The sequence below is a fragment of the Candidatus Ruthia magnifica str. Cm (Calyptogena magnifica) genome (genome assembly GCF_000015105.1).
In the GTDB taxonomy this organism is placed as follows: domain Bacteria; phylum Pseudomonadota; class Gammaproteobacteria; order PS1; family Pseudothioglobaceae; genus Ruthia; species Ruthia magnifica.
The window spans coordinates 884,485-910,446 of sequence record NC_008610.1 but is presented as its reverse complement, the minus strand read 5'-3'; the positions used below and the strand labels follow the sequence as shown (position 1 = coordinate 910,446).

Genomic DNA, 25,962 nt, shown 5'->3' with positions numbered 1-25,962 from the left:
GGGTTTCATAGTTAGTTAACAGTCGTCTAAGCTATAAAACTATGCCTTATTAACATGCCTTGAAAGAATAAAATCCATCGTTAAGTAATTATATGATACTTTTTGCTAGTTTAAGAGAAGGTTCTGCACAATTCATTGAGTAAAAGTGAAAACTATTCACACCTTGGCTTTTGAGTGTTTGACATAAATTAGCAACAACATCAAAACCAAAATCACCAAGCGATTCTAGATCGTTTTCATAAAGTTTGAGTCGTTCTAAAATCCACTTTGGAATTTGTGTGCCACACATATTAGAAAAGTTAAGCAATTGAGTGTAGTTAGTAATTGGCATAATTCCTGGTGTAATCGGGATGTCCACACCTAATTTTTGTACATCATCTTTAAATCTAAAATAGGCATCAGCATTATAGAAGTATTGTGTAATTGCACCATTAGCACCTGCTTTAATCTTGTTAACAAAGTGTGTTAGATCACTTACAATATTTTTGGCTTGTGGGTGCATTTCAGGATAAGCTGCTACCTCAATATGGAAGTAGTAATTATATTCAGATCTGATAAATTCAACCAATTCATTGGCATAATGAAAATCACCAATATCGCCTATACCTAAAGGAATATCGCCCCTTAATGCAATAATACGATTAATATTTGTAGATTTGTATTGATCTAATAATTCAACAATGTTAGACTTTTCTGAGCCAATACAGGATAGGTGTGGTGCAGCTGGAATGTTGTCATTTTTTTGAATATCTAACACCGCTCCTAGGGTTGCATCTTGTGTTGTTCCACCTGCACCAAAAGTGGTTGAAAAATATTCAGGCGATACCACACTTAAACTTTGTCTAACTTGGTTTAGTTTTTCTTTAGCTTGGTTTGTTCTGGGCGGGAAAAACTCAAAACTGATTTTCATTAGTGCAATACATCCATAATAAAAGTGTCCTTATTATAACTGATTCAATTAAGATTTAAGGGCTTCCAATTTCTGTAAAAGTTATATTTTGGATTTATGATTTTTTAACTATCCTCTAACAATCGGGTAAAATAACCGAATTTATTTAGTTGTAAATTTATAGCGATTTATGTCAAAAAGTGATTACATTGAGTTAGAAGGTGTTGTTAAAGAAAAATTACCGAATACGATTTTTACGGTTGAGTTAGAAAATGGTCATCGTATTTTGGCGCATATTTCTGGCAAAATTCGCAAGCATTATATTCGTATTCTTCCAGGTGATAAGGTAACCGTTGAGATGACGCCTTATGATTTAACCAAAGGAAGAATTATTTTTAGACACAAATAAAAATATTGCCGATGTGGTGGAATTGGTAGACGCGCCGGATTCAAAATCCGGTTCCTTCTGGAGTGACGGTTCGATTCCGTCCATCGGTACCAAATTAATATAAAAAAATTATAATATGGAACAAACAGATTTTATAGTTCAAGCACTTAATTTAACCTTGTTTGGTATGGGATTTGTATTCTTGTTTTTAACTTTGTTGGTTGGCGTTACTAAATTAATGTCTATGATTATTCAAAAATTTCAAAGTAAAGTTCATGATCAGCAGGATTTTAATAACAATTCTGAACTTGAAGATGAGATAGATGAGGAGACTAAATTTGTCATTGAGCAAGCAATTAAAATGCATAGGGGACATAAAGATTATGCTTAATTTTTTTAAAAAATTAACTAAAAAATCAGATAGTGCACAAGGCAAAAAGGTAGAAATTACCGAACTTGTTTTTAGAGATGCGCATCAATCTTTATTTGCAACACGTATGCGTATTGATGATATGTTGCCAATTGCAGACAAATTAGACAAAATTGGCTATTGGTCAATGGAATCATGGGGTGGAGCGACTTTTGATTCGTGTATTCGTTATTTAGGGGAAGATCCTTGGGATAGAATCCGTGAGATTAAAAAAGTAATGCCTAACACACCTCAGCAAATGTTGCTTAGAGGCCAAAATTTGTTAGGCTATCGTCATTATAGTGATGATGTGGTGCGTAAATTTGTAGATCAAAGTGTTGAAAATGGTGTAAGCGTGTTTCGGATTTTTGATGCGATGAATGATATTCGCAATCTTAAAACTGCAATAGACCAAACCATTAAATTAGGTATGCATGCTCAAGGCACTATTTCTTATACAGTCAGCCCAGTGCATAATGCTCAAACTTGGCTAGACATGGCTAGGAAAATTGAAGATATGGGCGCACATTCTCTTTGTATTAAAGATATGGCAGGTTTATTGCAGCCGTATGTGGCTTATGATTTGGTTAAAGAGTTAAAGGTAGTTGTTGATATTCCTATTCAATTACACGCTCATGCAACAACTGGATTATCCACTACTACCATTGTTAAAGCTGTTGAAGCTGGCATTGATCGTGTTGACACTGCTATTGGCTCTATGAGTATGACTTATGGTCATAGTGCGACTAATTCTGTGGTTTCTATTTTAGAAAATAGTCCAAGAAAAACAGGGTTAGATTTGAAAAAACTAGAAGAGATTGATGCTTACTTTAGACCAGTACGTTGTAAATATGCGCAGTTTGAAGGTTCACTTAGAGGGGTAGATTCAAGAATTTTATTATCCCAAGTTCCAGGTGGCATGCTGACCAATATGGAAAGCCAGCTACGCGAACAAGGTGCACTTGATAAGATGGATGAAGTGTTGGCTGAAATTCCACGTGTACGTAAGGATTTGGGCTATATCCCATTAGTAACACCAACTTCTCAAATTGTGGGTACACAATCTGTACTTAATGTACTCACTGGTGAACGCTATAAGACGATTACTAAAGAGTCTGCTGGTGTGCTCAAAGGTGAATATGGTGCAACACCAGCACCTGTTGATCAGGCCTTGCAAGTTAAGGTCTTGGATGGTAGTAAACTGATTACTTGCAGACCTGCTGATAATATTGCACCAGAAATGCATATTCTTGAGCAAGAATTTGATAAAATTGTTGCTGAAAAAGGAATTACTTTGTCTAAAGACAAAGTTGATGATTTATTAACTTACGTATTATTTCCGCAAGTAGGTATCTTATTTTTACAAAATAGAAATAATTCTGATTTCTTTGAGCCAGTGCTACAAGCAGGTAATAATTGCCAAAAACCTAATAAAAATGAAGGGACTTATACCATTTCATTTAAAGGTAATTCCTATACTGTTGACGTTTCAGCAGGGGGTAATATTACTTCAATGAAGACATCTTCTGATCAAACAAAAACATCAACGCTAATAGAAAAAGAAATACTTAACACAGCACCAATAACAGAGGGTGAGTCTATTGGTGCGCCATTATCAGGGGCTATTTGGAAAGTAATGGTTGAGGTGAATCAAAAAATTAATCAAGGCGATGTTTTGATTATTCTTGAAGCTATGAAAATGGAAACTGAAATTAAGGCCGCTAAAAGCGGTGTTGTGACTGGTATTGAGATTAAGGAAGGCGATACAGTTGACGTAGGCCAAACTTTATTAACACTCGTATGATTTGTAAATCTTAGCATGGAACAATTAAACACATTTTGGATTAATACAGGTCTTTATCAAATGTCTTGGGGACAGGGCTTAATGTTATTAGTTGGAATGCTACTTTTGTATTTAGCAATTATTAAAAATTTTGAACCATTGTTATTATTGCCTATTGGCTTTGGTGCGATTTTGGCTAATATTCCAGATGCAGGTATTGCCGAAGGCAATGGTATTTTGCATGTATTCTATGTGGTAGGTATTGAGTCTGGCGCATTTCCATTGATTATTTTTATGGGTGTGGGTGCATTGACTGATTTTGCTCCATTATTAGCCAACCCTAAAACATTACTACTTGGTGCAGCAGCTCAATTTGGTATTTTTGCGACTTTATTGGGTGCTATTGGTTTAACAGTAATAGGTATTTTTGATTTTAGCTTGACTGACGCTGCTGCTATTGGCATTATTGGTGGCGCTGATGGCCCAACCAGTATTTATGTTGCTTCGAAACTTGCACCTGATTTGTTAGGTGCAATTGCGGTTGCCTCTTATTCTTACATGGCGTTAGTACCACTTATTCAACCGCCAATTATGCGCGCCCTAACAACTAAAAAAGAACGTCAAATTGAGATGGTGCAATTGCGTAAAGTGTCAAAATCTGAAAAAATTATTTTTCCTATTATGTTGTTAATGCTAGTGGCTTTATTATTGCCTGATGCAGCGCCACTACTGGGCATGTTTGCCTTTGGCAATTTAATGAAAGAGTCTGGCGTGGTTGACCGTTTGAGCGATACAATACAGAATGCTTTGATTAATATTGTGACTATTTTCTTAGGCTTGGCAGTGGGTTCAAAACTGATGGCGGATAAATTCTTACAATTAGATACTTTGGGCATTTTGCTTTTAGGCATGGTGGCTTTTGCTATTGGCACGGCTTGCGGGTTATTAATGGCAAAACTTATGAATATATTTAGTAAAAATAAAATCAACCCTTTGATTGGTTCTGCGGGTGTTTCTGCAGTGCCTATGGCGGCTCGTGTTTCTAATAAGGTGGGTTTAGAGGATAATCCACATAACTTTTTATTAATGCATGCAATGGGTCCTAATGTTGCTGGTGTGATTGGTTCAGCGATTGCAGCAGGTATTATGATCCAGTTTTTAGGCTAGTTTATTTTCATGAAAAGAACCTTTTTGAGTGCTAAATTGCATAAAGTAATAACAACTGCAGTTGAGTTGGACTATGAGGGTTCTTGTGAAATTGATGGTGTATTGCTAGATGCAGCAGATATTGGTGCATTTGAACAAATTCAAATTTACAATATTAACAATGGTAATCGTTTTACGACTTACACAATTCGCGGTAAGGATAATTCTGGTGTTATTTCTGTTAATGGTGCTGCTGCACATAAGGTAAATGTAGGTGATATGTTAATTATTGCTGCGTATGGCGTTTACTCTGAAAAAGAACTTGAAAGTTATACGCCTAGGTTGTGTTATGTTAATGATCAAAATATTTTGACTAAGATAAGTTCATGAAAGAAATCATTTAAAGTTTGGTTCTTAAAAAACTAGGCGGGGATGATGCACTGATTTCGTCAAGTCTAGTTTATTCTCTTATTATTTTAGCTTAATACTTGAAATTTCTTTTGTTCCTATTGATATTAGTTACCTCTAAAAAGCGTTGTATGGTGAAGTATATTACTTACTTATTGCTTTCTCATTTTCCTAATCTACAATTATTTAATACTTACGGACCAATAGAAGTTAGTGGGCAGAGTATTTCGTGATAGTTTTACTATTAAAAAGTGTACATTGTATGCTACTGGAGATATATTTTATCAGTGGGACGGTAAAGCGATTTTTATCGAGTATCAAGATACATAGCATTGATTTAGGTGTTATTGGACAATTAATAGATATTTTAAATGTAAAGACTTGCTACTAGAACACAATGAACGAATCATTCGTTTAGTTGCTTTTATACAAACAAGTGATTACAATTCTGGGTACAGTTATAATACTTGTCTTGAACCTAGATTGCCTAAATATGTGATTCCTAGTGAATGGTTTTTCATATCTATTTTTCGCTGACATATAATTTAAAAATAGATAATCAACAACTATTAAAATAGTTTTCAATATTGCTGCTAATATAATTAATTAAAAAACAGAGTTATAGAATTAATTCCATAATTACCGTGTGTCAATTAACCGATAATGGTGTTGTATTTGCATTAATATATATGGGTAAGAATGATGACGTGGCCTTTATGCACTTAAACAGAGTGGCGTTAAGGCTTGTGCAGGGAATCAAGCTCCAAACTTGCATCAATTTAGGTTGAAAACTTTGTAATATCTAGACATTCCTTATATTAAGAAGTTTAAAATTAGTTTTTTCAATTGGCACAGGTGCTTAATCAAGAGTAAGGTGTTTTTATTTTTTATAGCATCTAAAGAACAAAAGATTAGAAGTATCATTTTTTGGCTTTCAGACTATTATTCTTAAAATCGTTGCTTCTTTATCTATATTGGCTAAAACTCTTATTTATTACCGGATAAAAATAACAATGAATATGTTATTAATATTAAAGTCAACAAGTACCTAAAAAATAGAACAATTGGCACACACATTAACGCTTAAAATGAAAAAATTATTTTACAAAATATAATAAAGCCTTTGGCTTATTAATACAACAAACCCTCAATTTATGTTAGGTAATACTTTAGTAATGAGCTCGTATAAATTGTGCATCAATTTTTAGTTGAGGTTTAGATTGATATTTTTATCATAAAGCTCTTGAAAAAACAATCAAAGTCATATCATCATTTGTGTTAATGCTTATTTTTGTTATTAACATGAGTGTTTTCCTAACTGGAGGCTTTCCCCTTATTAAAAAACGTGATATAATCATTTTTTTCAATAATTTGTTGGTGTTATATTTCTTGGTTGATTTTTTTAACTTTTGGTATTTTTAGTATTCTTTGCATGTTAGCTTAGATTGTCGTGTCAGTATAACTGAAATAAGAATTGTCCCAAAATCATTAATCAATCGAGGAGTGTGAAATAAACAAATTTCTTTATCTGTGCTTGCTACCAATAGGAAAAACAATATGTTCTTCTTCAAGTGAATAACTCATTTATAATTGATGTGTTTGCATATTTTTATGTCTAGATTAGAGGGATTAATACCCCATGATTTAAGACAAATGCTTTGTCCATTTTTGCAACTATTTTTTCATCATGAGTGACAATAATTAGCGCACAGTTTTGGGCGTGATTAAGTGTTAGCATTAAATTGAGCACTTCATGAGCGTTTTTAACGTCCAAATTTCCAGTGGGTTCATCTGCCAAAATACAACCAGGATTTGTAATTAAAGCTCTTGCGATAGCAACGCGTTGGCGCTCACCACCAGAAAGCTCACTTGGTAAGCGCTTAAGAAGATGTTCAAGCCCAATCCTTGAGAGTATTTTTTTGGCATTAGTTTGGGCGGATTGCTGATTTTTCCCTTGTATTCGTTCAGGAATTGCAACGTTATCAAGTACGCTAAAGTCATTCAATAGGTGATGAAATTGATACACAAAACCTAAATATTTGCCACGTAATAACGTGGTATCATTTTCATTTAATAAGCCTATATTGTTGCCATTTATGAGTACTTCTCCTTGAGTGGGTTTATCGATACCAGCTAAGAGATTAAGTAAAGTAGATTTACCACAGCCTGATTGTCCTAAGATTACAATTGATTCACCTTTCTTAATGCTTAAGCTGAGGTTGTTAAGTACGGGTATTTCTTTCTTTCCATCAAAGTAACTGTAACTAAGATTATTACACTCAATAATTTTATTCATAATTTAATGTCTTGACAATATCAATTTTTCCTGCACGTTTTGCTGAATAAATAGAAGCAATTATGACTAAAATAAAACTGCCAAAGGCAACTTTTTCGATGTCTATCATGTGTATTTCAGAAGGAAATCGAGTAATATAAAATACATCTTTTGGAAAGAACTGAAAACCTAAAATGGACTCAATACCACTAACAACCATTTCAATATTAAGTGATAGTAAGATACCTAAAATGCTACCAATGGTAATACCAATTAGGCCAATTGTCAGACCTTGGTAAAAAAAAATTTTTACAATACGATTGGGTGTCATGCCAAGAGTTCTTAAAATAGCAATGTCGGCTTTTTTATCAGCCACCATCATAACTATCATAGAAACAATATTAAAAACAGCCATTACAATAATGAGCGATAATATAATGCCGATCATCTGTTTTTCAAGATTAAGCGCTTTAATAAAGTTGGCCTTTTGTTCAGTCCAATCAATGCCATAATATTGATTGCTTTGTAAGCTAGCAACAACCTCTTGAGTGATTTTCTTAGCATTAAATAGATCATCAACCTTGAGTCGAATGCCAGAGACTTGGCCTTTCATAGAGTACAACTTTTGAGCTTGTTCTAAGCTAATAAATACTAAATTATTGTCATATTCGCTAATGCCAGCATCAAAAATACCACTAATGGTAAAGCGTTTAAACCTGGATTGAATGCCTATAATATTAGAAGATAATTTAGGTGTTAGTAGTGTAATTTTATCATTAATAATCACGCCTAATTGCGCTGCCAGTCCTGCGCCAATTAAAATGTCTGATTTAAGCAAGTTAGCATTACCAGACTTAATTCTATTTAACAAAATAGAAGTTTTTTTCTCCAAATCAGGCTTAATACCTCGTACACTGATACCTTGGGTGCCATTTTTTGCACTGAGTAAAGCATATTTTTCAATATAGGGCGAGGTGCTAATAATATTAGGATGTTGGTTGATTTTGGCTTGTAAATCTTGCCAATTATTAATTAAATTATTGTATTGAGTAATATACGAATGAGAAATAGCATTTAACACTCTATCTCTAAGTTCTTTGTGAAACCCATTCATGACAGATAGCACTGTAATCAAGGTAACGATAGATAAAATCAAACCTACCATAGAAACCCCAGAAATAAAGGATACAAAACCTTTTTTCCGACTAGAACATAAATATTGATTAGAAATTGTAAATTCGATACTCATTAGGGTGATATTTTGTCATAATTAGTATTTTATAAATGACTAAATAAAAGAGATGTATAATTAGTCCAACAATGGAAGATAAAATTAAAAAACTGGGTGATATTCTTATTGAAATATTCCATATTGTAGGGTTGTCTGTGGTAGGTGCAATAATTATTCGGTCAGCCATTCATGAATATTTTATTATTATGCAGCATGAGTCTGGCTTTGCATTACTTTAAGATATTTTAATTTTGTTTATTTAGAGCTAGGTGTAAATGACGGGTATTTATTTTAAAATCCATAAATATCAGTGATATTTATTGTCATTACGAATATTACTCGTTTCTTAGTAATTGATATGAAATTTTTAATGACGAATGATAAGTTTAATTTACTCATTATGATTATCTCAATTTTGATATTGTCTGTTGCTACAGAGGTATTGAAATTCACTGAGAAAAAATATCAAGCTCAAAACGAGTATTAGACAACAATGAATTTAAACATTCGAGGTATTATTAATTATTCGCTATTGCCAATATCGGGTATTTTTTATTTAGTATCAGTGTTTAGAAAATGGCTTTATCGAGTTAATTTTTTTAAAGTTCAAAAATTTAAATATCCTGTGATTGTGGTAGGTAATATTACAGTAGGTGGCACAGGGAAAACACCAATCGTTATTGCATTGGCGCAGTATTTTAAACAACAAGGTAAGCAAGTGGGTATAGTATCACGTGGTTATGGTGGTGCGCATCATCAAGGTAGTTTATTGGTAAATAAGGACACCAACGTCTATTTATCAGGCGATGAGCCGTTACTGATTGCCTTGCAAACAGATTTACCAGTGATGATTAATAAGAATAGGGCGAAAGCAGTTAAGGATTTAATCAACCAATGCCAAGTTGATTTAATCATCAGTGATGATGGTTTACAACATTACAAAATGGATAGAGATGTAGAAATTGTTGTTATTGACGGTATTAAGCGTTTTGGCAATGGATTTTTCTTGCCATTAGGCCCTTTAAGAGAGTCAATTACTCGCCTTAAAAGTGTTGATTTTGTGATAAATAATGCTGGTTTGTGTGCAGGTGAGTTTAGCGTTAAATTGACATTAAAAATGTTTGTTAATGTTAAAACAGGTGAGGAAAAATCACTGAATTATTTTAAAGGTAAATATTGTCATGGTGTTGCTGGCATTGGCCATCCTGAACGTTTCTTTAATGCATTAATCAGATTGGGTATTAATTTAGAGCATCATATATTTGCTGACCATTATATTTATCAACAAAGTGATTTAGTATTTGAAGACAATCATCCAATTCTTATGACTGCTAAGGATTGTGTAAAATGTACTCAATTCGAAAACGATCAAATGTGGTACCTGCAAGTTGAGGCTGATTTGAGTGATGATTTTTTAAAAAAACTAGACGCTAAATTATGATTGACGAAGCTTTATTAAAATTATTAGTATGTCCTAAAAGTAAAGCTCCACTTAAACAAGTAGGTAATGAGCTTATTTGTGAAGTAAGTGGCTTGGCCTATCCAATTGAAGATGGCATTCCAATTTTGCTAGTTGAAGAGGCGTGTCAATTAGAGCAAGGTACTAATAAAAAGTAATGGATTTTTCCGTTATTATCCCTGCTAGATATGCATCAAGTAGATTACCAGCTAAACTACTTAAAGATGTTCATGGTAAACCTTTAATTCAATTAACCTATGAAAATGCAATTAATAGTGGTGCAAATCGTGTAATTATTGCAACCGATGACAAGCGCATTGAAACAGTTGCCAATGATTTTGGCGCTTTAACTTGTATGACTGACGAACACCATACTTCTGGCACATCAAGAATTGCACAAGTATTGGAAGTGTTAGACATTGATAATGATGAAATTATTGTTAATGTACAAGGTGATGAGCCAATGTTAAACCCAAGTGTAATTGACCAAGTAGCTAATAACTTAGCAACCAGTTCTATGCAAATAGCAACTTTGTGTGAACAAATTACTAATAAGGAACAATATCTTGATCCTAACTGTGTTAAGGTAGTTTTTAATAAAGCTGGCAAAGCTTTATATTTTTCACGTGCTGCCATTCCTTTTTTTAGAGAAGCAAAGGATTTTGATTTAAAGTTGTGCTTTAAACACGTTGGTATATATGCCTATCGAGCATGGTTTATCAAACAATACTTAACCATGAGCAAGTCTTCATATGAGCAAGTTGAAAAATTAGAACAATTAACGGTACTTAATGAAGGGTTTGATATTCATGTGGCGCCAGCTTGTGATGGTATTGGGCATGGTGTTGATATACAATGTGATTTAGACAAGGTAAGAAAAGAGTTGAACTGAATTATGAATATTATTGACGGCAAACAAATTGCACAGAATTTACGAGCAAATATTAAATTAAAAGTTGATGCGCTTGATAGAAAACCAGGACTAGCAGTTATTTTAGTTGGTGATGATGAGGCCTCAGAAGTTTATGTTCGTAATAAAGATAATGCTTGTAAAGAAGTGGGTTTTTATTCAAAAAAAATTAACAAACCTATCAATACCACTCAAGCAGAATTATTATCTGAAATTGAGTGTTTGAATAATAGTGATAAAATTGATGGCATTTTAGTGCAATTACCCCTTCCAAAGCATTTAGATGCCAATTTAGTGATTGAAGCAATCTCACCTAAAAAGGATATAGATGGTTTTCATAGTGAAAATATTGGTAAATTGATGCAAAATAAACCTTTTTTACGCCCATGTACGTCTAAGGGCGTGATGATGATATTTGAAATGATTGGAGTGAATTTAGTGGGTAAAAATTGTGTGGTGGTGGGTGCGTCTAATATTGTTGGTCGTCCAATGGCGTGTGAGTTGTTAAATGCTCAAGCAACGGTTACTATTTGTAATAGCAAGACTAAAAATCTTTCTAACAAATTAAAACAAGCAGATATTGTTGTCGTTGCAGTTGGTATTGCTCAGATGATTCAAAAAGACTGGATAAAACCAGGCTCTATTGTGATTGACGCTGGGATTAATCGATTGGATAATAATCAATTGGTTGGAGATGTTGATTTTGAGTCTGTTATGCAGGTTGCTAGCTGGATTACTCCAGTACCAGGTGGTGTTGGACCAATGACCATTGCTGCATTATTAGAAAATACATTAATCGCATATGAGGGAAAAATATGAAATTTTTATTAAAAGGACTTAGAAATGGCTTAGGTGCTATTATTGCTTTTATTAGTTGGTTGATTCCGACTAGTAAGGTTAAGCGTACTAGTACACAACAAAAAAAAGCAGATGAACAAACTATTAATATTGAATTGTATCAGTTTTTTGGTTGTCCGTTTTGTGTCAAAACTCGTCGAATGATTAGACGATTGAATCTAAACATTGTTACGCGTAATGCACAAACTATTGGCAGCGAATTCCGAGATGAAATGCAACGAGAAACAGGTAAGGTTCAAGTGCCTTGCTTAAAGATTATTAAGGGTGATGAAGTGCAGTGGATGTTTGAATCTAATGATATTAGTGCTTACCTAAATAAACATTTTGGCTAATATTTATTTAGGTAAAAAGTCTTTTAACTCTGCAATGCTATTCTTTAACTTAGTTTTAGAATTAGCGGTTATATTGATATGACCAAGTTTTCGGTTTTTACGCTCAGATTTATCATATAAATGTAGATGTGCATTTGGCATTTCAAGCACGTTATCAATATCTCCAAGTTGGCCAATAATATTAATCATTGCACAAAATGGATATGTTTGTGTAGTATCACCAAGGGGCATACCGGTAATAGCGCGGATATGATTTTCAAATTGTGAGGTGTTAGCTCCTTCAATACTCCAATGTCCAGAGTTATGTACCCGTGGTGCCATTTCATTAATCACCAAGCCATTTTCAGTTTCAAACAGTTCAATGGTTAGGACACCAATGTAATTCATTTCATCAAGCAAAGTTTGCATATAATGTTGCGCTGTTTTTTGAACTTTTTTGTCAATATTTTGAGCAGGTGCAATGGTTAGTCTTAAAATACCCTCATGATGTGTATTTTCAACTAGTGGATAGTATTTGTGGTTATTGTTCGCATCACGCACAGCAATTAAAGAAAGCTCACGTTTGAAATTTACGAACCCTTCTAGAATTGATTCAGCTCCATTCATACTTTTCCAAGCTTTAGTAATTTGACTAGTTTTATAGATGAAAAATTGACCCTTGCCATCATACCCTTCGGTCGCAGTTTTTAAGATTGCGGGCAAACCAATTGTTTTAACTACCATTTGTAAATCTGCTTCAGAGTTTATCATTTGATAGGACGCGCAAGGAATGTTTAGCTGATTAAATAAAGCCTTTTCTCGACCACGATGTTGCGTAATAAATAGGGATTTCTCATTGGGATAAACAGGTACTTTTTTGTTAATTTTTTTAACAATGCCAACATCAATGTTTTCACTCTCAAAAGTAATAACATCAGCAAATTCTACTAAGGAGTTAATATTTTTATGGTTGTTCTTTTTGGCAAACATATATCCAAGTAATGCGGCAGGTTCATAAGTGGTGTTACCAGAAAATCCAAATTGATGATTTAGTGAATAGCCACTAAGTGCAAGCATTCTACCTAGCTGCCCTGCGCCTAATATGCCTATTTTCATTTTATTGATGGATTTGGATGGTCTAAAATTTCTTGTGTTTGTTGAGTTCTAAAAGTAAGTATTTTTGTCTTAATAGTGTCATCATAATTTGCAATGATTTGCGCCGCTAAAATACCTGCATTTTTAGCACCTGACTCACCAATAGCTAATGTACCAACAGGAATACCACTAGGCATTTGAGCAATGGATAGCAAAGAGTCTTGACCACTGAGTGCGCATGATTGAATAGGCACGCCCAACACTGGCACAATGGTTTTTGCTGCAACCATGCCCGGTAAATGTGCCGCACCGCCAGCACCTGCAATAATTACTTTAAGTCCGCGCTCAAGCGCACTAGATGCATAGTTAAACATCAAGTCAGGCGTACGATGTGCAGAAATCACCTTAACTTCATGTGATACACCAAGTTTTTTGAGTATATTCACTGCATTTTTCATGGTTGGCCAATCTGATTTTGAACCCATAATAACACCTACTAGTGCACTCATAAGCTTCCAAAAAGTTAAGTATTGTTGGGATTATACTTAACTTCAAGCATTGAGGGTAGGACAAAATCTTGATGTAAAAAAGGCAAATGCCCAGTGTTTAATATCAATGTTTTGATGTTATTTTGATGATACCAATGGCTAATTTTAACGGGTACTAAGGTGTCATATTTGCCCAGCACCACTTCTATTGGTATAGATAGTTTTTTAAATTGATTATTTAGATCTGTATTGAATAAGATTTCCAAGCCTTGATTAAGTGCTTGTGTTGTTACTGGGTATTGCTCAATAGCTTTATTTAGCTCTTTAAGTTTTAACTTGTCTTTAGTTTGTAAACTAATAAAACGTTTTAAAGCTTTAGATAGATTTAGTTTCAGGGTGTTTGAAAATTTCTCAAAATTATTCAAATATATACCAAATTCCCAAAAGTCTGTTTGGATAAAATTAGGCGTTGATGCAACAAGAATAAGCTTTGAAAGAGTTATCTTACTGGCAATCTTTATGGCAAGTAATCCACCTAATGACCAACCTAATAAAATAGAATTTTTTGGCAAAATTTTGATAATTTCATTACACCATTCATTGATCCCACCATCAATATTAGCACTTCTACCATGCCCAGGTAAATCAATAATGGTGATGCGGTATTGATTTTTATAATTATCAACCAAAGTGTTAAATAGTTCTGAATTAAACCCCCAACCATGAAGCAATACTAAATCAACTCCAAAACCTTGTGTGTTACTGTATAGCATATTTAAGTTGGGTAAGTAGTTGTTTAATTTGACTTTGTGTATGGCGGGCACTTAGTGTTATTCTTAAACGTGCTGTGTTTTTTGGTACAGTTGGTGGACGAATGGCACTGACATAAAAGCCTACATTTATCAATTTTTTTGAAATATGAATTGCCTTTTTACTACTACCCATAATGAATGGCTGAATAGCACTATTAGAATTTGTAATGGGTAAATTTAACGTTTTAGAAAAACTCTTAAAATAACGAATATTGGCTAATAATTTAGTATTTTGATCGCCATGTTTAATCAGTTCCAAACTTTTTAGCGTAGCAACGCATAAGGCGGGTGCAATTGCTGTTGTGTAAATATATGGTCGTGATTTTTGGATTAAAAAATCAATCAAATCCTCATCACCAGCTACAAACGCCCCCATTGTGCCTGCAGCCTTACCTAGTGTTGCCATATAAATCGAATTTTTTGGAATGATTGGCTCAAATATACCAAATCCATGCGCATCATCCTGTATCAAAAGCGCGTTATATTTTTTTACAATTTTTTCAATGCTTTTAATATTAGCCTGATCACCATCCATACTAAATATGTTATCAGTTACAACCAATCCTTGCCCTCCAAAAGTAATGCTGTGTGGTGCTAGTTCAGTTTGCTTACCTATTTTTTTCTTTAATGATTCAACATTATTATGCAAATAGCGCTGAAGCGGCAAGCCAATTAAATGATTAGCATCAATGAGTGAAGCGTGATTAAGTTTATCTTGTAAGACCCAATCAAGTTCATCTTTAAGCGCAGAAAATATCCCAATATTCGCCATATAACCCGTTGAAAATAACAAAGCTTTTTTTTGTCCCGTATAATCAGCTAATGCTTCTTCTAATGCATGATGCGCCGGTGTATGTCCGCTGATTAAGTGCGATGAACCAGAACCAACGCCAAATTTATCAACTCCTTGTTTGAAGGCTTCTTTAACTTGTGGATGGCTAGCAAGCGACAGATAATCATTTGAACAAAAATTTATCAACGGTTTTCCATTGATAGTCATCTGAGTATTTTGTGTATTTTTAGATATTTTTCTTGAGCGATAAAGATGACTCTGTTTAAGGTTTGATAATTTTTGTGAAAAATTCATGAACCTATTTTATAGTTTGTAAAGTAACTGTATAACACGATATGACTAATCTCTTAATTATCTAGACACTATGAAAAAAATATTCAGCTTTTTCACATTATAAAAAATAAAAACCTAGAGTGCTTGAAAATCCATTAAATACGAGCTTAAAAAAAATATTAAACGTGAACGTAATAAAAAACTATTTAAATAAGAAATTTTTTTAGATTAAGTTCTGAATTTGTCAGATACAATAAGAGTTCTATTTTTATTATAAAAATAATGTAACATAAATTAATTAAGGTGTTTTATTTTTGCTAGTTTGTTGTTCTTGTTCTAAATTGTTGAACAACTTAAATTAAATCTTCCATTGGGGAAGAGGCTGATGCGTAAGCCTTTTTCATCATTCTGCCTGCAATGAAAGATTTACGTCCTGCAATGACGGCATATTTCATGGCACTTGCCATTAAGATTGGGTTATTTGCATTGGCAATGGCTGAATTCATTAGTACACCATCGCAGCCTAATTCCATGGCCTTAGTGGCATCTGAGGCACAACCAATGCCTGCATCAACTAATACTGGTACATTTGCGTGTTCTTTGATGAGTTTGATATTTGTTGGGTTGATAATGCCTTGACCTGAGCCAATAAGTGAGGCAAGTGGCATTACTGCTACACAGCCAATATTTTCCAATTCTTTGGTAACGATTGGGTCATCACTGGTATAAACCATGATATCAAAACCATCATCGAACAATATTTGTGCAGCGGATAAGGTTTCAACAATATTAGGATAGAGTGTTTTTTCATCACCTAATACTTCTAATTTAACCAAATTATGTCCACCCAAAAGTTCACGTGCTAATTGACAGGTTCGTACAGCATCCTTGGCGTTGTAACAACCTGCAGTATTGGGTAAAATGGTGTACTTATCGGGGCTAATAACGTCTAGCAAATTTGGCTCATTCTTGTTCTGACCAATGTTGGTTCGACGAATGGAAACGGTAATAATATCAGCCTGAGCGGCTTCAGTAGCTAGTTTTGTTTGTGTTAAATTTTTGTATTTTCCTGAACCGACCAGTAAGCGAGAGTGGTAAGTTTTTCTCGCAATTACTAGTGGTGTGTCAATCATCATAATTAAGTTTTTAATAATGGCGGAAAGTGAGGGATTTGAACCCTCGATAGGGGATAAACCCTATACGCCCTTAGCAGGGGCGCGCCTTCAGCCACTCGGCCAACCCTCCGGGGAGACATTATACGCTAAGTTGTTAAAATTTAAATACCGAGTTTTAGAAACCATGCTGGTATTTTAGATTGATTTTTCGGTAGCGTACTTTGGGTTGGGTGTTAAGTCTGAGTCGCATTTAAATTTGACTTTTTCTTCTATAAATGCTTTGAGCTTTATTTTTATATTGAAAATAGCTTATTCTGACTTGTTCCATTGCTCGTTATAACTAATTTTTATGAGGTTAAGTATCTTACTATCTAGTGCTTTGATTTTTTGGTAATGTTTGTTGTTTGCATCAAACTGTGATTAAAACTAAAGACTAAAATGAATAATAATTTTAGAAAAACCAATGATAAATTCCCAATATATTAACGAAAACAAAGACTGTATTAAGCAATACTAGAGAGTTGTCATTATTTTTAGAACCTTGAATGATCCAGTTGATGGCTGATGCCATAAAAAAAAAATAACCAAATTTAGACCATTCAAAGTTAAGTGCTACTAATAAGCCGCCTGTAATACCGGTAACTGTACCAAACCAACCCCAAGTATTATTCATGAATTTCAAAATTGTGTGTAACGATGGCAGTTTTCCCTAGCATGATGGAAGCAGAACAATATTTATCTGTAGATAAACTGACTGCTTTAGCTACTTTTTGTTCATTTAGGTTTCCTTTTATAACAAAATGAATATGAATCTTAGTAAATACTTTTGGGTGCTTATCTGCACGTTTAGCGGTAATTTCTGCATAGCAATCTTGTACTTTTTCACGCATTTTTTTTAAGGTTGAAATAACATCAACGATCATGCAACCGCCCATGCCAAGTAACAGCATTTCCATGGGACGAATGCCCAAGTTTTTGCCGCCCAACTTTTCAGGGCCGTCCATAACCACAGCATGACCACTGTCTGACTCTCCAACCATCATTATGTTATCAATCCATTTAATGGTTGTTTTCATGTAAAAATCTCTCGTAATGTTTGTCCTGGATTGGGCTGGCACATAAACGCTTCACCCACCAGATAACTATGAATATTGTTTGATTTCATTAGTGCTACGTTTTCAGCGTTTAAAATACCACTTTCGGTGATGACCAAAGTGTCTCCCTTGATTTCTTTTAATAAGTCTATTGTAGTTTGTAAAGATACTTCAAACGTGTGTAGATTTCGATTATTAATACCTATCATTGGCAGGTTAAGTTTGAGTGCGCGTTTTAGTTCTTTTAAATTGTGCACTTCAATTAATACATCCATACTTAGAGAGATTGCTAATGATGAAAGCTCATTCATTTGTGCGTCAGTTAAACAAGCAGCGATGAGTAAAATACAATCTGAACCCATTACACGTGTTTCATAAACTTGGTAAGTATCAATAATAAATTCTTTGCGTAAAATTGGTAGTGACACGGCTATTCTTGTATTAATTAAATACTGATTATCACCTTGAAAAAATTTTTTATCAGTAAGAATAGATAAGCAAGTGGCGCCCCCTAATTCATAACTTTTGGCGATTTCAACTGGATTAAAATCTTTACGTAAAACTCCTCTTGAAGGGGAGGATTTTTTAATCTCAGCAATGACAGCATTTTGTTTGACATCTACTTTAGTTTTGAGTGCTTGGTAAAAACCACGTGTTTTTGGTACGTTTTTTGATTGCTCAATAACCTCTGTCAAAGGCATAGTTTTTATGCATTGTATAATTTCTTGCCGCTTTTTGGCAATAATTTTTTTTAAAATATCAGAGGTATTTATCATGATTAAGTATTTTAAATGAATTGTGTAACTTATAATTAAACTTTAAATTTTTAAGCAAGACTTAAGCCATGAAATTACTAGATTTTGAAGTAAGTATTGATCAGCCATTTTTTTTAATAGCAGGACTCTGTGTTATTGAATCTGAAGCCTTAGTAATGGAAACAGCGACTTATTTGGCAAAAGTCACCAATAATTTGGGTGTCAACTTTATTTATAAGTCATCCTATGATAAGGCAAATCGAACTAGTGTCAATAGTTTTAGAGGTTTGGGGCTAGAGCAAGGTCTAAGAATTTTGCAAAAAGTTAAAGATGAGGTTGGTGTTCCTGTTTTAACCGATGTTCATGAAGACACACCACTTGATGAAGTAGCAAGTGTGGTTGATATGATGCAAACGCCTGCTTTTTTGGTACGCCAAACTAATTTTATTCAAAATGTTTGTAAACAAGGGTTACCTGTTAATATAAAAAAAGGTCAATTTCAAGCCCCTTGGGATATGAATAATGTGGTTGAAAAAGCCCATGCTACAGGTAATCAACAAATTACTGTGTGTGATCGTGGCACTTCGTTTGGCTATAATACTTTGATTTCTGATATGCGTGGTTTGGTAAGTATGCGCAATACAAATTGTCCTGTGGTGTTTGATGCTACACATTCAGTACAACAGCCTGGTGGACAAGGCACAACTTCAGGTGGTCAGCGAGAAATGGTGCCAGTTTTAGCAAGAGCAGCTGTTGCTGTTGGTATTAGTGGTATTTTTATGGAAACCCACCCAAATCCTACGAATGCCAAGAGTGATGGTCCTAATTCTATACCGATTAATAAAATGGATGAACTACTTAAAATCTTGCAGGAATTAGATAATGTAACTAAGAAAAATAGCTTTTTAGAAGATAGTTTGTAAAAACATCTAGTTATTTATGTAACTAATGTCTATTACTTCTCTTAAGGTGTTAAAAAAATCTTTTGCATTGTTGTTGATCTAATGATAGTGTTATTCCTTTAATAAAGTTTTTTATCAATTTATTCTTTTGTTGTTTTGAATTCTTTTAATTTCAGTTAATAAATAATATCCAATTTGCATAGTACGAACTATATATTAAAAACTTTCGTTTTTTGTATTTTTTATAAATGGTATTATTTGAAGATTATATGATATTGTTTTAAATACCTAGATAAAGAAATCCATGCTTAAAAGTAAGCATCAAATATTACAAAATACTTTTGGGTTTTATGGGTTTTGTCCATTGCAAGAAATAGTGCTGGATAAGTTGTTACAATTAATTGCCAGTATTGTCGATGGAAGGGGTCCTATTTTTACCTTTATTTAGCTTAGAAGAAAAAAGTAATTCGCTCTGTTATGATGTCGTCTATGCAAGATATGGAGCAAATCATACAAAAGTAGAATGATTTACAAAATGACGTGGTAAAAATTGTTTTTGTTGCGCTTGAACGCTTGAAAAATGATCATTTTTTGTCATTGATAAGACGCATTGCGTGAGTGGATGGAGCATGGGTTTCGAATAGATTATCATCAATCTGATTTATTAAAATTTCATTTTCCAGAAGTGAGCATTATTGTCTTTACGGTAACGGTAACTACGCAAGTAAAAAAATATTATTAATCAACTGCAGTTTAAGCATGTCGACGAATATTATTCGTGGCAAAATTTATCGAGATAATTTATTTATTAGCATTCAATCCCCGATAAGGCAACGAATATCAGCAAATGCTAGATTTTTTTTGCAAAATCATCAATATGAACAAGGCATTATTTATACGCTGTCACGTAAAAATACTGAGTCATTAAATGCATTTTAAGTACTCAAGATTTAAAGGAGTGTGTCTATTATGCTGGATTTTCAACTGAAAAGCGTTGCTAAGTATTTAGTGAATTTGTGAATGATGAGGTTAATTTTATGGTTGTCACGATTGCATTTGGCATGAGGAATTGATAAAAGCAACATTTGTTTTGTGGCGCACATGTCTATTCCTAAAACTATGGAGGATTATTATCAAGAAATGAATAGAGCAGGTAGAGATTGGTTAAAGAGTGAGGTTCTGTTGCTTCACTCCATGCAAAGTTTTGGCTTACTGTGGTGTTTTATTGTTAATATTGAGAATGAGTCTTATCGAAATATAGCCTATCAAAAATTTAGTTTAATTAAAAAATATGCGTTTTTTAAAATTGTAGACATCAAGCACTCAGTCATTATTTTGATGACGAAATATCCAAATGCCAAACCTAATGTGATAGTTGTCTTAACCTTAACCTTAACCTTAATGTTGAGCGTAGCGATATTAGCGAGTAAGTAAAGATATTTTTATCAACTGTTTATTGTACTGAGTAGCGTTTTAGGTAAGGACATATTATTGATGTTTTACTAGGCTAAAAATCAAAAAGTATTAACAGTGCGTATCAAAATTTATCTGTATATGGTATTGGCAGTGTCACCAGTATAAAACTTTGTGGAAAATTATTGGCGACGGTTTACTAGAGATAGATGCCATAATCGTGGGTGAATTCAAAGTTTTAAACTTGAGCAGTATTATCAAAAAAATCTTAAAATAAGAACAAATGGTAGATATTTGTTAAAGTAATTTAAACAAATTATAAATCAAGAATATTCGGTAGATGAGAAAGTTTTAGAAGCATTGCAGGCACAAAGACGAGTAAGTACACTAGCTTATATTGTCTTTGACAATAAGGCATTAACATAAATGACGTATTTTTTATTTAATAATGAAGAAAAACTGTTATAAATTAATGGTGTGTGGTAGGTTAAAGTTGAAAAATATTATAGTGCTCGTTTTTTGGATTTATTAGTCACTTTAAAAACAAATAATTTTCAAGAATTTGTTGCCAAAGTTAAATCCTCCGTTTAAAAATTGTACACCAAAAAAAGATAACAATTATTTACCACAATTCATATTGATGAGATTATCAATCCTTATATTTTACAAGCTCTTGAGCAAATAAATTAAAAAATGAATAGTAAATTGTTATTCTTATTAGTTTTGCTTTGTTTAACTCTTGCAAACAAATCTAATTTATTTTTACTTAAAACGTATGGTAAAAATCTTGATATGATTATTTGGGTTATGAGTGAAAAATTAGATGATATTAGATGGTTTTTGTATGGGAAAAAACTAATCAATTGAAATGGGAAAACATTTAATCCGTCAAAGTTTTGAACGACAAATTTTCCATATTTTGAAATTAATGGCGAATAAATATAAGTAATAGTTGAGTAATTTTTTAGATAAAGTGGTTGATAATAAGGGCGAGTGTGTTGTGGATTCGTAATCTTAAAATGCATTATAAAAATTGGGCGTTTATCAAGTGCTTTAAAGGTTAAAAAATATCATAATGAGAGATGTATCGTCATTGAGATATTGAGTGTAAAAGGTAAATATAAAGATAAAATTGGCTCGATTAAATGCAAAATTAAAAAAACTGGTTGTTAAAATTAGTTCTGGGTTTATAAATATTGAAGGAGTATATCCATCTGTTGTTGGTAGTGAAATTACCTTTAAATATTACGGATTAACCAAAAATAACTAATTAAAGCAACTGTAGTGTGCTTTTATTTAAGATAGATAAGAAATTTTCTACGTTGTATAATTACAACTTGATTTAATAAAAGATGAGGTAATGGTAAGAATAGCGGTATCAGGTAGTAATGGTAAAATGGGTCAAGCGATTATTGAAGCCATTGAGCAATTAGATGAGATTGAGTTAGGCGTTAAGATTGATCAGGGTCATAATTTAATTGATTATTTGGATAAATTTGATATACTAGTTGACTTCACTTCTCCAGTAGCTACACTTGGTTATTTATCAATTTGCGCTAAGGCAGGTAAGAAAATGGTTATTGGTACTACAGGCTTTAATGATAATGAATTGAATCAATTAATCACCCTTGCACAAAATATACCTATTGTGTTTTCAGCTAATATGAGCGTAGGTGTTAATTTATCTTTAAAGCTTTTGGAAATGGCGGCAAAAGTAGTGGGAGAAGATAGCGATATTGAAATTATTGAAATGCATCATCGCTTTAAGATAGATGCTCCTAGTGGTACTGCATTAAAGATGGGCGAGGTGATTGCTAATACATTGGGCAGAGACTTAAAAACGTGCGCTGTTTATGGGCGAGAAGGCATTGAACAGGTAAGAGATAAAAATACAATTGGGTTTTCTACAATCCGTGGTGGTGATGTGGCGGGTGAGCATACAGTGAATTTTTTTATGCATGGTGAGCGTGTAGAAATTACTCATAAGGCCTCATCAAGAATGACCTTTGGACTTGGGGCGCTTCGTGCGGCAATTTGGTTGGATAAAACGCCCTCTGACAAAGGCTACGTTTATTCAATGAAAGACGTATTGGAGATTGCTTAAAAAAAATGTGACCACATGCACATAAAGTGCTACTCGTTTTATTGGCAATTTTTATAGTTTTATTTACTATATTAGCAATTAGCCTTTATGATAGAATTACTTAGTGGACGGAAAATATTCTAGTGTTGATTGTTTTAATACTTACTTATTCTAGTTTCAAATTTTGTTTATGTATTAATGAGTTTGTTTTTTATTAGTGCACTATTGGTAGAGACTTTACTTTTGAACTGATGCCATTCGTTTGAGGTTAATCATTTATTTTTAACATTAGGTTTTGATTTTGTTACTCTTGAGGGACAAAATAATTTTGATCGTTTAGGGTATTTTTGATTGATGTTTTCTCCTATACTATGATTGAGGTTAACGTATGTAAAAAATGGGTGAGTAATTATTTTATTGTTGTGGTTTTTGGTGTGCTTGCCTTAGTTTTTTAGGCTCTTAAGGTGATGTTTGGAATGAGCAAAAGGATATGTTGCTTATATATTAGGTTATTAGGTATTGTGTTTTTGGTACTTAATCAGCGTAATTGGTGGGGGAGATATTAAAGAAGTTATGTTGTGTGTTCTTATTTCACAAGATATTGAGAATTTACTAGAGAAAAGAATGTTAGTACGTCCAGAATATATTAAGCGATTAGAAGTTTTGAAAGATCAAATGCGTTTAATTTTAGAAGGAACCTCATCCTACTATTGATACCAATGAGCTTGGTAAAGAAGGTTTTATAGGCTCGTTAGTAGTGGCAGAGTTTGATTTTTTAGAAGCTGCAAAAATTTGAAAATATATGGACTCTTATATTGAGTTTGGCGTTTAGAAAGCGTTATTGTTAAACTATTTAAGAAGGTGTTATTATGAGTTTACTACTACGCCCTTTATTTGAAAAAATCAGTTCAACTTATACGTATCTTTTGGCAGATATGCAAACTTTTGATGCTATTATCATTGATGCAGTAGATGAAACTAAGCAGCGTGATATCGATTTGATTGAAGAATTAAATTTGAAACTTAAATATATTCTTGAAACGCATGTGCATGCTGATCACATTACCAGTTCTTGTTCATTAAAACAGCACTTTATGCAGGCTAAAATTGTACTAGGTTCAGCCAATATAATTACATGTGCGGATATTTTACTTAATGATAATGATACCTTGTCATTTGGTGATTATACTTTGAGTGCCATGGCAACTCCTGGACATACGGATGGTTGTATGTCTTATGTGGTAAATAACCAAATTTTTACAGGAGATACCTTGTTGATTAGAAGTTGTGGTAGGTGTGATTTTCAAGGCGGTTCGGCGGAAAAATTATTTGACTCTATTCAAAAAATATTCACTTTACCTGATGAAACTTTAGTTTATCCTGCTCATGATTATGGTGGTAGAACGGTGAGTTCAATTTGGGAAGAAAAACAATTTAACGAAATGATTGGTTCGAATGTAAATAAGCAAGAGTTTACTCGTCGAGTCAATACAATGAAATTAGATTTTCCTAAAAAAATCCATGTTGCAGTGTTTGCTAATCAAGCTTGTGGTGCAAAAATTACGATTAAGACATTATGAAGAACTATTCACTAGATTTGCATCTAGGCATTACGTTGTTTAAGAAGTATTTGCTGTGGTTAGAATTCCAAGAATTAAACGTGAATTTACCCTTTCAAGACTCATCGAATTCAGGAGACAGTTAATTCAGCTCAATTCCAGTGATAGGCGGTATATTTTTTATTGGTATAAAGAAAAGGAAAAGATTTAATATTTATGCTTTTTAGTTAACAAGAGTGACACAATCATTGATTATGAGTATGGAAGATATAGCATAACAAGACCTGCGGCGGATCTATTATTTTTGGAAACTATAATTACGGCATTGCTGAAATAACTAGAATATCATTTGAGGTTGAAGGCAAATCATTACTCCTAAAAAATTACCGATTTTTTTGTAAGAAATATAGTTTATTACCGAAGATTTGCGTATAAAACAAAAATGGTTAAATAATTTTACATGTTGTATTAAAGCTTAAACGTGGTAGTCTTGGAAAGATTTTATTGTGGTCGCCATAGCCAATGCCACATAAAAAAATAGATTTGGTTTTTCCATTTGGGGAAAACTCATCATCCAAAGTTTCGTTGTTAAAGCCACCCATTGGGCCGCAATCTAGCCCCACAGCACGGCTTGCCATGATGAAATAAGCACCTTGTAAAGTGGCGTTCATCTCCCCTGCTAGTTTTATTTTTTCAGGCTTATCTTGGTACCAACTTTTGGCATCAGTATGGGGAAATAAAAACGGCAATTTTTCATAAAATTCTGTGTCATAGCTAATAATAGCAATGGCTGGTGCATTCATACTTTTATCAATATTGCTTTCATCAAGATGTGATCTTAAACGTTGTTTTGCACTATTTGATTTAACAAAAGTAATGCGCGCAGGGCAATTGTTAGCTGCAGTCGGAGCAAATTTCATTAGTTCATAAATTTGATGAATTTGAATCTCAGATATGTCTTGCTTCAACCAGCCATTGTGACTTCTCGCATGGCTAAATAAAGTATCTAGTGCATCCTTATTAAGCATTAAAATACCCTCAACTATTAATTATAAAAAATAATATGTTAGATTATATATATTTTGATGTCAAACTTTCGAACAAATTCAAAAACTATTTAATAAAGATGGGCATAAAATTTAAATATGAACAAGATAGTACGTTTAGTTCCGTTCAAGATGAAATTGTCTCAATTGCTGATGAAACTAGTGAAAGTCTATATAATTGTAAAAAGCGTGAAAGAGCCAATGGTCATTTTTGTCATAATAAATAAGAGGATAAAATGAATAATTATGTGATTTCGGTTAAACAATCAAGATTCAATGAATGATTGGAATGCTTTATCAAAAGAAATTGATGGGAATATTGTCAAGGTTGATGAGTTTATTTCACGTGATTCTAGGTTTGGTTGTGTATTGTCCGATTAAATAGCAAGATAAAGTGCATCACGTAAATTTTACCAATCTGTTTGAAGTCAGAGAACAGTGGCCACAAATGATGATGCATTTTTACA

29 protein-coding genes, 2 tRNA genes and 1 pseudogene are annotated in these 25,962 nt (G+C 33.2%); 19 read left to right on the top strand and 13 right to left on the bottom strand.

From position 1 onward, the window contains the following. Positions 1-88 precede the first annotated feature (88 nt). Positions 89-910 carry a methylenetetrahydrofolate reductase [NAD(P)H] gene (metF, locus tag RMAG_RS04235; protein ID WP_011738193.1) on the bottom strand — a complete coding sequence of 274 codons (822 nt, stop codon included), beginning with the start codon at positions 908-910 and terminating at the stop codon, positions 89-91. A 169-nt stretch (positions 911-1,079) separates the two neighbouring features. On the opposite strand from metF, the gene infA reads away from it, so the two are divergent. The 6 genes from infA (at position 1,080) to panD (ending at position 5,005) form a co-directional block, all read left to right on the top strand. After that, complete coding sequence (infA, locus tag RMAG_RS04230; RefSeq protein WP_011738192.1) at positions 1,080-1,298, top strand: translation initiation factor IF-1; 219 nt, start codon at positions 1,080-1,082, stop codon at positions 1,296-1,298. Positions 1,299-1,305: 7 nt separating this feature from the next. Continuing rightward, a tRNA-Leu gene (locus tag RMAG_RS04225) sits at positions 1,306-1,390 on the top strand. 23 nt (positions 1,391-1,413) lie between these two features. Beyond that, positions 1,414-1,668, top strand: a complete 255-nt coding sequence (locus RMAG_RS04220; protein ID WP_011738191.1) for an OadG family protein — start codon at positions 1,414-1,416, stop codon at positions 1,666-1,668. Then, positions 1,661-3,490, top strand: a complete 1,830-nt coding sequence (gene oadA, locus RMAG_RS04215) for a sodium-extruding oxaloacetate decarboxylase subunit alpha (protein ID WP_011738190.1) — start codon at positions 1,661-1,663, stop codon at positions 3,488-3,490. The genes RMAG_RS04220 and oadA overlap by 8 nt, the downstream gene beginning before the upstream one ends. Before the next feature lie 15 nt (positions 3,491-3,505). Then, complete coding sequence (locus RMAG_RS04210) at positions 3,506-4,636, top strand: sodium ion-translocating decarboxylase subunit beta (RefSeq protein ID WP_011738189.1); 1,131 nt, start codon at positions 3,506-3,508, stop codon at positions 4,634-4,636. A 9-nt stretch (positions 4,637-4,645) separates the two neighbouring features. Then, positions 4,646-5,005 (top strand): aspartate 1-decarboxylase, encoded by a 360-nt coding sequence (gene panD / locus RMAG_RS04205; RefSeq protein WP_011738188.1) that lies wholly within the window; start codon positions 4,646-4,648, stop codon positions 5,003-5,005. A gap of 1,633 nt (positions 5,006-6,638) precedes the next feature. On the opposite strand, the gene RMAG_RS04200 is transcribed toward panD, so the two are convergent. Then, positions 6,639-7,319, bottom strand: coding sequence for an ABC transporter ATP-binding protein (locus tag RMAG_RS04200; RefSeq protein WP_011738187.1), 681 nt, complete (start codon positions 7,317-7,319; stop codon positions 6,639-6,641). Then, on the bottom strand, positions 7,312-8,547 hold the full coding sequence (locus tag RMAG_RS04195; RefSeq protein ID WP_011738186.1) for a lipoprotein-releasing ABC transporter permease subunit: 1,236 nt from the start codon (positions 8,545-8,547) through the stop codon (positions 7,312-7,314). The genes RMAG_RS04200 and RMAG_RS04195 overlap by 8 nt, the downstream gene beginning before the upstream one ends. 71 nt (positions 8,548-8,618) lie before the next feature. Between RMAG_RS04195 and RMAG_RS05875 the strand changes: the two genes are divergently transcribed. From RMAG_RS05875 to RMAG_RS04170, 6 genes are all read left to right on the top strand, one after another. Next, positions 8,619-8,768 (top strand): hypothetical protein, encoded by a 150-nt coding sequence (locus RMAG_RS05875; RefSeq protein WP_157834483.1) that lies wholly within the window; start codon positions 8,619-8,621, stop codon positions 8,766-8,768. Between the two features lie 254 nt (positions 8,769-9,022). Then, positions 9,023-9,970 (top strand): tetraacyldisaccharide 4'-kinase, encoded by a 948-nt coding sequence (gene lpxK, locus RMAG_RS04190; protein ID WP_011738185.1) that lies wholly within the window; start codon positions 9,023-9,025, stop codon positions 9,968-9,970. Beyond that, positions 9,967-10,146 carry a Trm112 family protein gene (locus RMAG_RS04185; RefSeq protein WP_011738184.1) on the top strand — a complete coding sequence of 60 codons (180 nt, stop codon included), beginning with the start codon at positions 9,967-9,969 and terminating at the stop codon, positions 10,144-10,146. Before lpxK ends, RMAG_RS04185 begins: the two co-directional genes overlap by 4 nt. After that, positions 10,146-10,880: a 3-deoxy-manno-octulosonate cytidylyltransferase gene (kdsB, locus tag RMAG_RS04180; RefSeq protein WP_011738183.1), complete on the top strand. Its 735-nt coding sequence runs from the start codon at positions 10,146-10,148 to the stop codon at positions 10,878-10,880. Before RMAG_RS04185 ends, kdsB begins: the two co-directional genes overlap by 1 nt. A gap of 3 nt (positions 10,881-10,883) precedes the next feature. Continuing rightward, on the top strand, positions 10,884-11,717 hold the full coding sequence (gene folD, locus RMAG_RS04175; RefSeq protein ID WP_011738182.1) for a bifunctional methylenetetrahydrofolate dehydrogenase/methenyltetrahydrofolate cyclohydrolase FolD: 834 nt from the start codon (positions 10,884-10,886) through the stop codon (positions 11,715-11,717). Beyond that, positions 11,714-12,088, top strand: a complete 375-nt coding sequence (locus RMAG_RS04170) for a glutaredoxin family protein (RefSeq protein ID WP_011738181.1) — start codon at positions 11,714-11,716, stop codon at positions 12,086-12,088. Before folD ends, RMAG_RS04170 begins: the two co-directional genes overlap by 4 nt. Before the next feature lie 3 nt (positions 12,089-12,091). On the opposite strand, the gene RMAG_RS04165 is transcribed toward RMAG_RS04170, so the two are convergent. The 9 genes from RMAG_RS04165 to trpC all read right to left on the bottom strand — a co-directional run bounded on the left by RMAG_RS04165 (position 12,092) and on the right by trpC (position 18,513). After that, positions 12,092-13,183: a 5-(carboxyamino)imidazole ribonucleotide synthase gene (locus RMAG_RS04165; protein ID WP_011738180.1), complete on the bottom strand. Its 1,092-nt coding sequence runs from the start codon at positions 13,181-13,183 to the stop codon at positions 12,092-12,094. Then, on the bottom strand, positions 13,180-13,671 hold the full coding sequence (purE, locus tag RMAG_RS04160; protein WP_011738179.1) for a 5-(carboxyamino)imidazole ribonucleotide mutase: 492 nt from the start codon (positions 13,669-13,671) through the stop codon (positions 13,180-13,182). Before purE ends, RMAG_RS04165 begins: the two co-directional genes overlap by 4 nt. Before the next feature lie 14 nt (positions 13,672-13,685). Beyond that, entirely contained in the window at positions 13,686-14,423 is a 738-nt protein-coding gene (locus tag RMAG_RS04155) for an alpha/beta fold hydrolase (RefSeq protein WP_011738178.1), read from the bottom strand. Further along, entirely contained in the window at positions 14,410-15,549 is a 1,140-nt protein-coding gene (locus RMAG_RS04150) for an aminotransferase class I/II-fold pyridoxal phosphate-dependent enzyme (protein WP_011738177.1), read from the bottom strand. Before RMAG_RS04150 ends, RMAG_RS04155 begins: the two co-directional genes overlap by 14 nt. A gap of 332 nt (positions 15,550-15,881) precedes the next feature. Beyond that, complete coding sequence (locus RMAG_RS04145) at positions 15,882-16,664, bottom strand: thiazole synthase (protein WP_011738176.1); 783 nt, start codon at positions 16,662-16,664, stop codon at positions 15,882-15,884. A gap of 17 nt (positions 16,665-16,681) precedes the next feature. Beyond that, positions 16,682-16,773: transfer RNA gene (locus tag RMAG_RS04140), tRNA-Ser, on the bottom strand. Positions 16,774-17,094: 321 nt separating this feature from the next. Further along, positions 17,095-17,316 carry a hypothetical protein gene (locus RMAG_RS04135; protein ID WP_024792099.1) on the bottom strand — a complete coding sequence of 74 codons (222 nt, stop codon included), beginning with the start codon at positions 17,314-17,316 and terminating at the stop codon, positions 17,095-17,097. Next, positions 17,309-17,719, bottom strand: coding sequence for an OsmC family protein (locus tag RMAG_RS04130; RefSeq protein ID WP_011738175.1), 411 nt, complete (start codon positions 17,717-17,719; stop codon positions 17,309-17,311). The genes RMAG_RS04135 and RMAG_RS04130 overlap by 8 nt, the downstream gene beginning before the upstream one ends. Then, positions 17,716-18,513, bottom strand: coding sequence for an indole-3-glycerol phosphate synthase TrpC (gene trpC, locus RMAG_RS04125; protein ID WP_011738174.1), 798 nt, complete (start codon positions 18,511-18,513; stop codon positions 17,716-17,718). The genes RMAG_RS04130 and trpC overlap by 4 nt, the downstream gene beginning before the upstream one ends. A gap of 68 nt (positions 18,514-18,581) precedes the next feature. Between trpC and kdsA the strand changes: the two genes are divergently transcribed. The 7 genes and pseudogenes from kdsA (at position 18,582) to RMAG_RS04095 (ending at position 24,470) form a co-directional block, all read left to right on the top strand. Then, on the top strand, positions 18,582-19,415 hold the full coding sequence (gene kdsA, locus RMAG_RS04120) for a 3-deoxy-8-phosphooctulonate synthase (protein WP_011738173.1): 834 nt from the start codon (positions 18,582-18,584) through the stop codon (positions 19,413-19,415). A gap of 283 nt (positions 19,416-19,698) precedes the next feature. Beyond that, complete coding sequence (locus tag RMAG_RS05870) at positions 19,699-19,842, top strand: hypothetical protein (RefSeq protein ID WP_157834484.1); 144 nt, start codon at positions 19,699-19,701, stop codon at positions 19,840-19,842. 311 nt (positions 19,843-20,153) lie between these two features. After that, positions 20,154-20,333 carry a hypothetical protein gene (locus RMAG_RS04115; protein WP_024792100.1) on the top strand — a complete coding sequence of 60 codons (180 nt, stop codon included), beginning with the start codon at positions 20,154-20,156 and terminating at the stop codon, positions 20,331-20,333. 162 nt (positions 20,334-20,495) lie between these two features. Beyond that, positions 20,496-20,828: a hypothetical protein gene (locus RMAG_RS04110; RefSeq protein ID WP_024792101.1), complete on the top strand. Its 333-nt coding sequence runs from the start codon at positions 20,496-20,498 to the stop codon at positions 20,826-20,828. 1,339 nt (positions 20,829-22,167) lie between these two features. Further along, complete coding sequence (gene dapB / locus RMAG_RS04105; protein WP_011738171.1) at positions 22,168-22,911, top strand: 4-hydroxy-tetrahydrodipicolinate reductase; 744 nt, start codon at positions 22,168-22,170, stop codon at positions 22,909-22,911. Positions 22,912-23,463: 552 nt separating this feature from the next. After that, positions 23,464-23,763: pseudogene (locus RMAG_RS04100) on the top strand (YciI family protein). After that, positions 23,760-24,470 carry an MBL fold metallo-hydrolase gene (locus RMAG_RS04095; protein WP_011738170.1) on the top strand — a complete coding sequence of 237 codons (711 nt, stop codon included), beginning with the start codon at positions 23,760-23,762 and terminating at the stop codon, positions 24,468-24,470. The pseudogene RMAG_RS04100 and the gene RMAG_RS04095 overlap by 4 nt, the downstream one beginning before the upstream one ends. Positions 24,471-24,895: 425 nt before the next feature. Here the strand turns inward: RMAG_RS04095 and RMAG_RS04090 are convergent, their stop codons facing one another. Beyond that, positions 24,896-25,477 (bottom strand): malonic semialdehyde reductase, encoded by a 582-nt coding sequence (locus tag RMAG_RS04090; protein WP_011738169.1) that lies wholly within the window; start codon positions 25,475-25,477, stop codon positions 24,896-24,898. Positions 25,478-25,962: the final 485 nt, after the last annotated feature.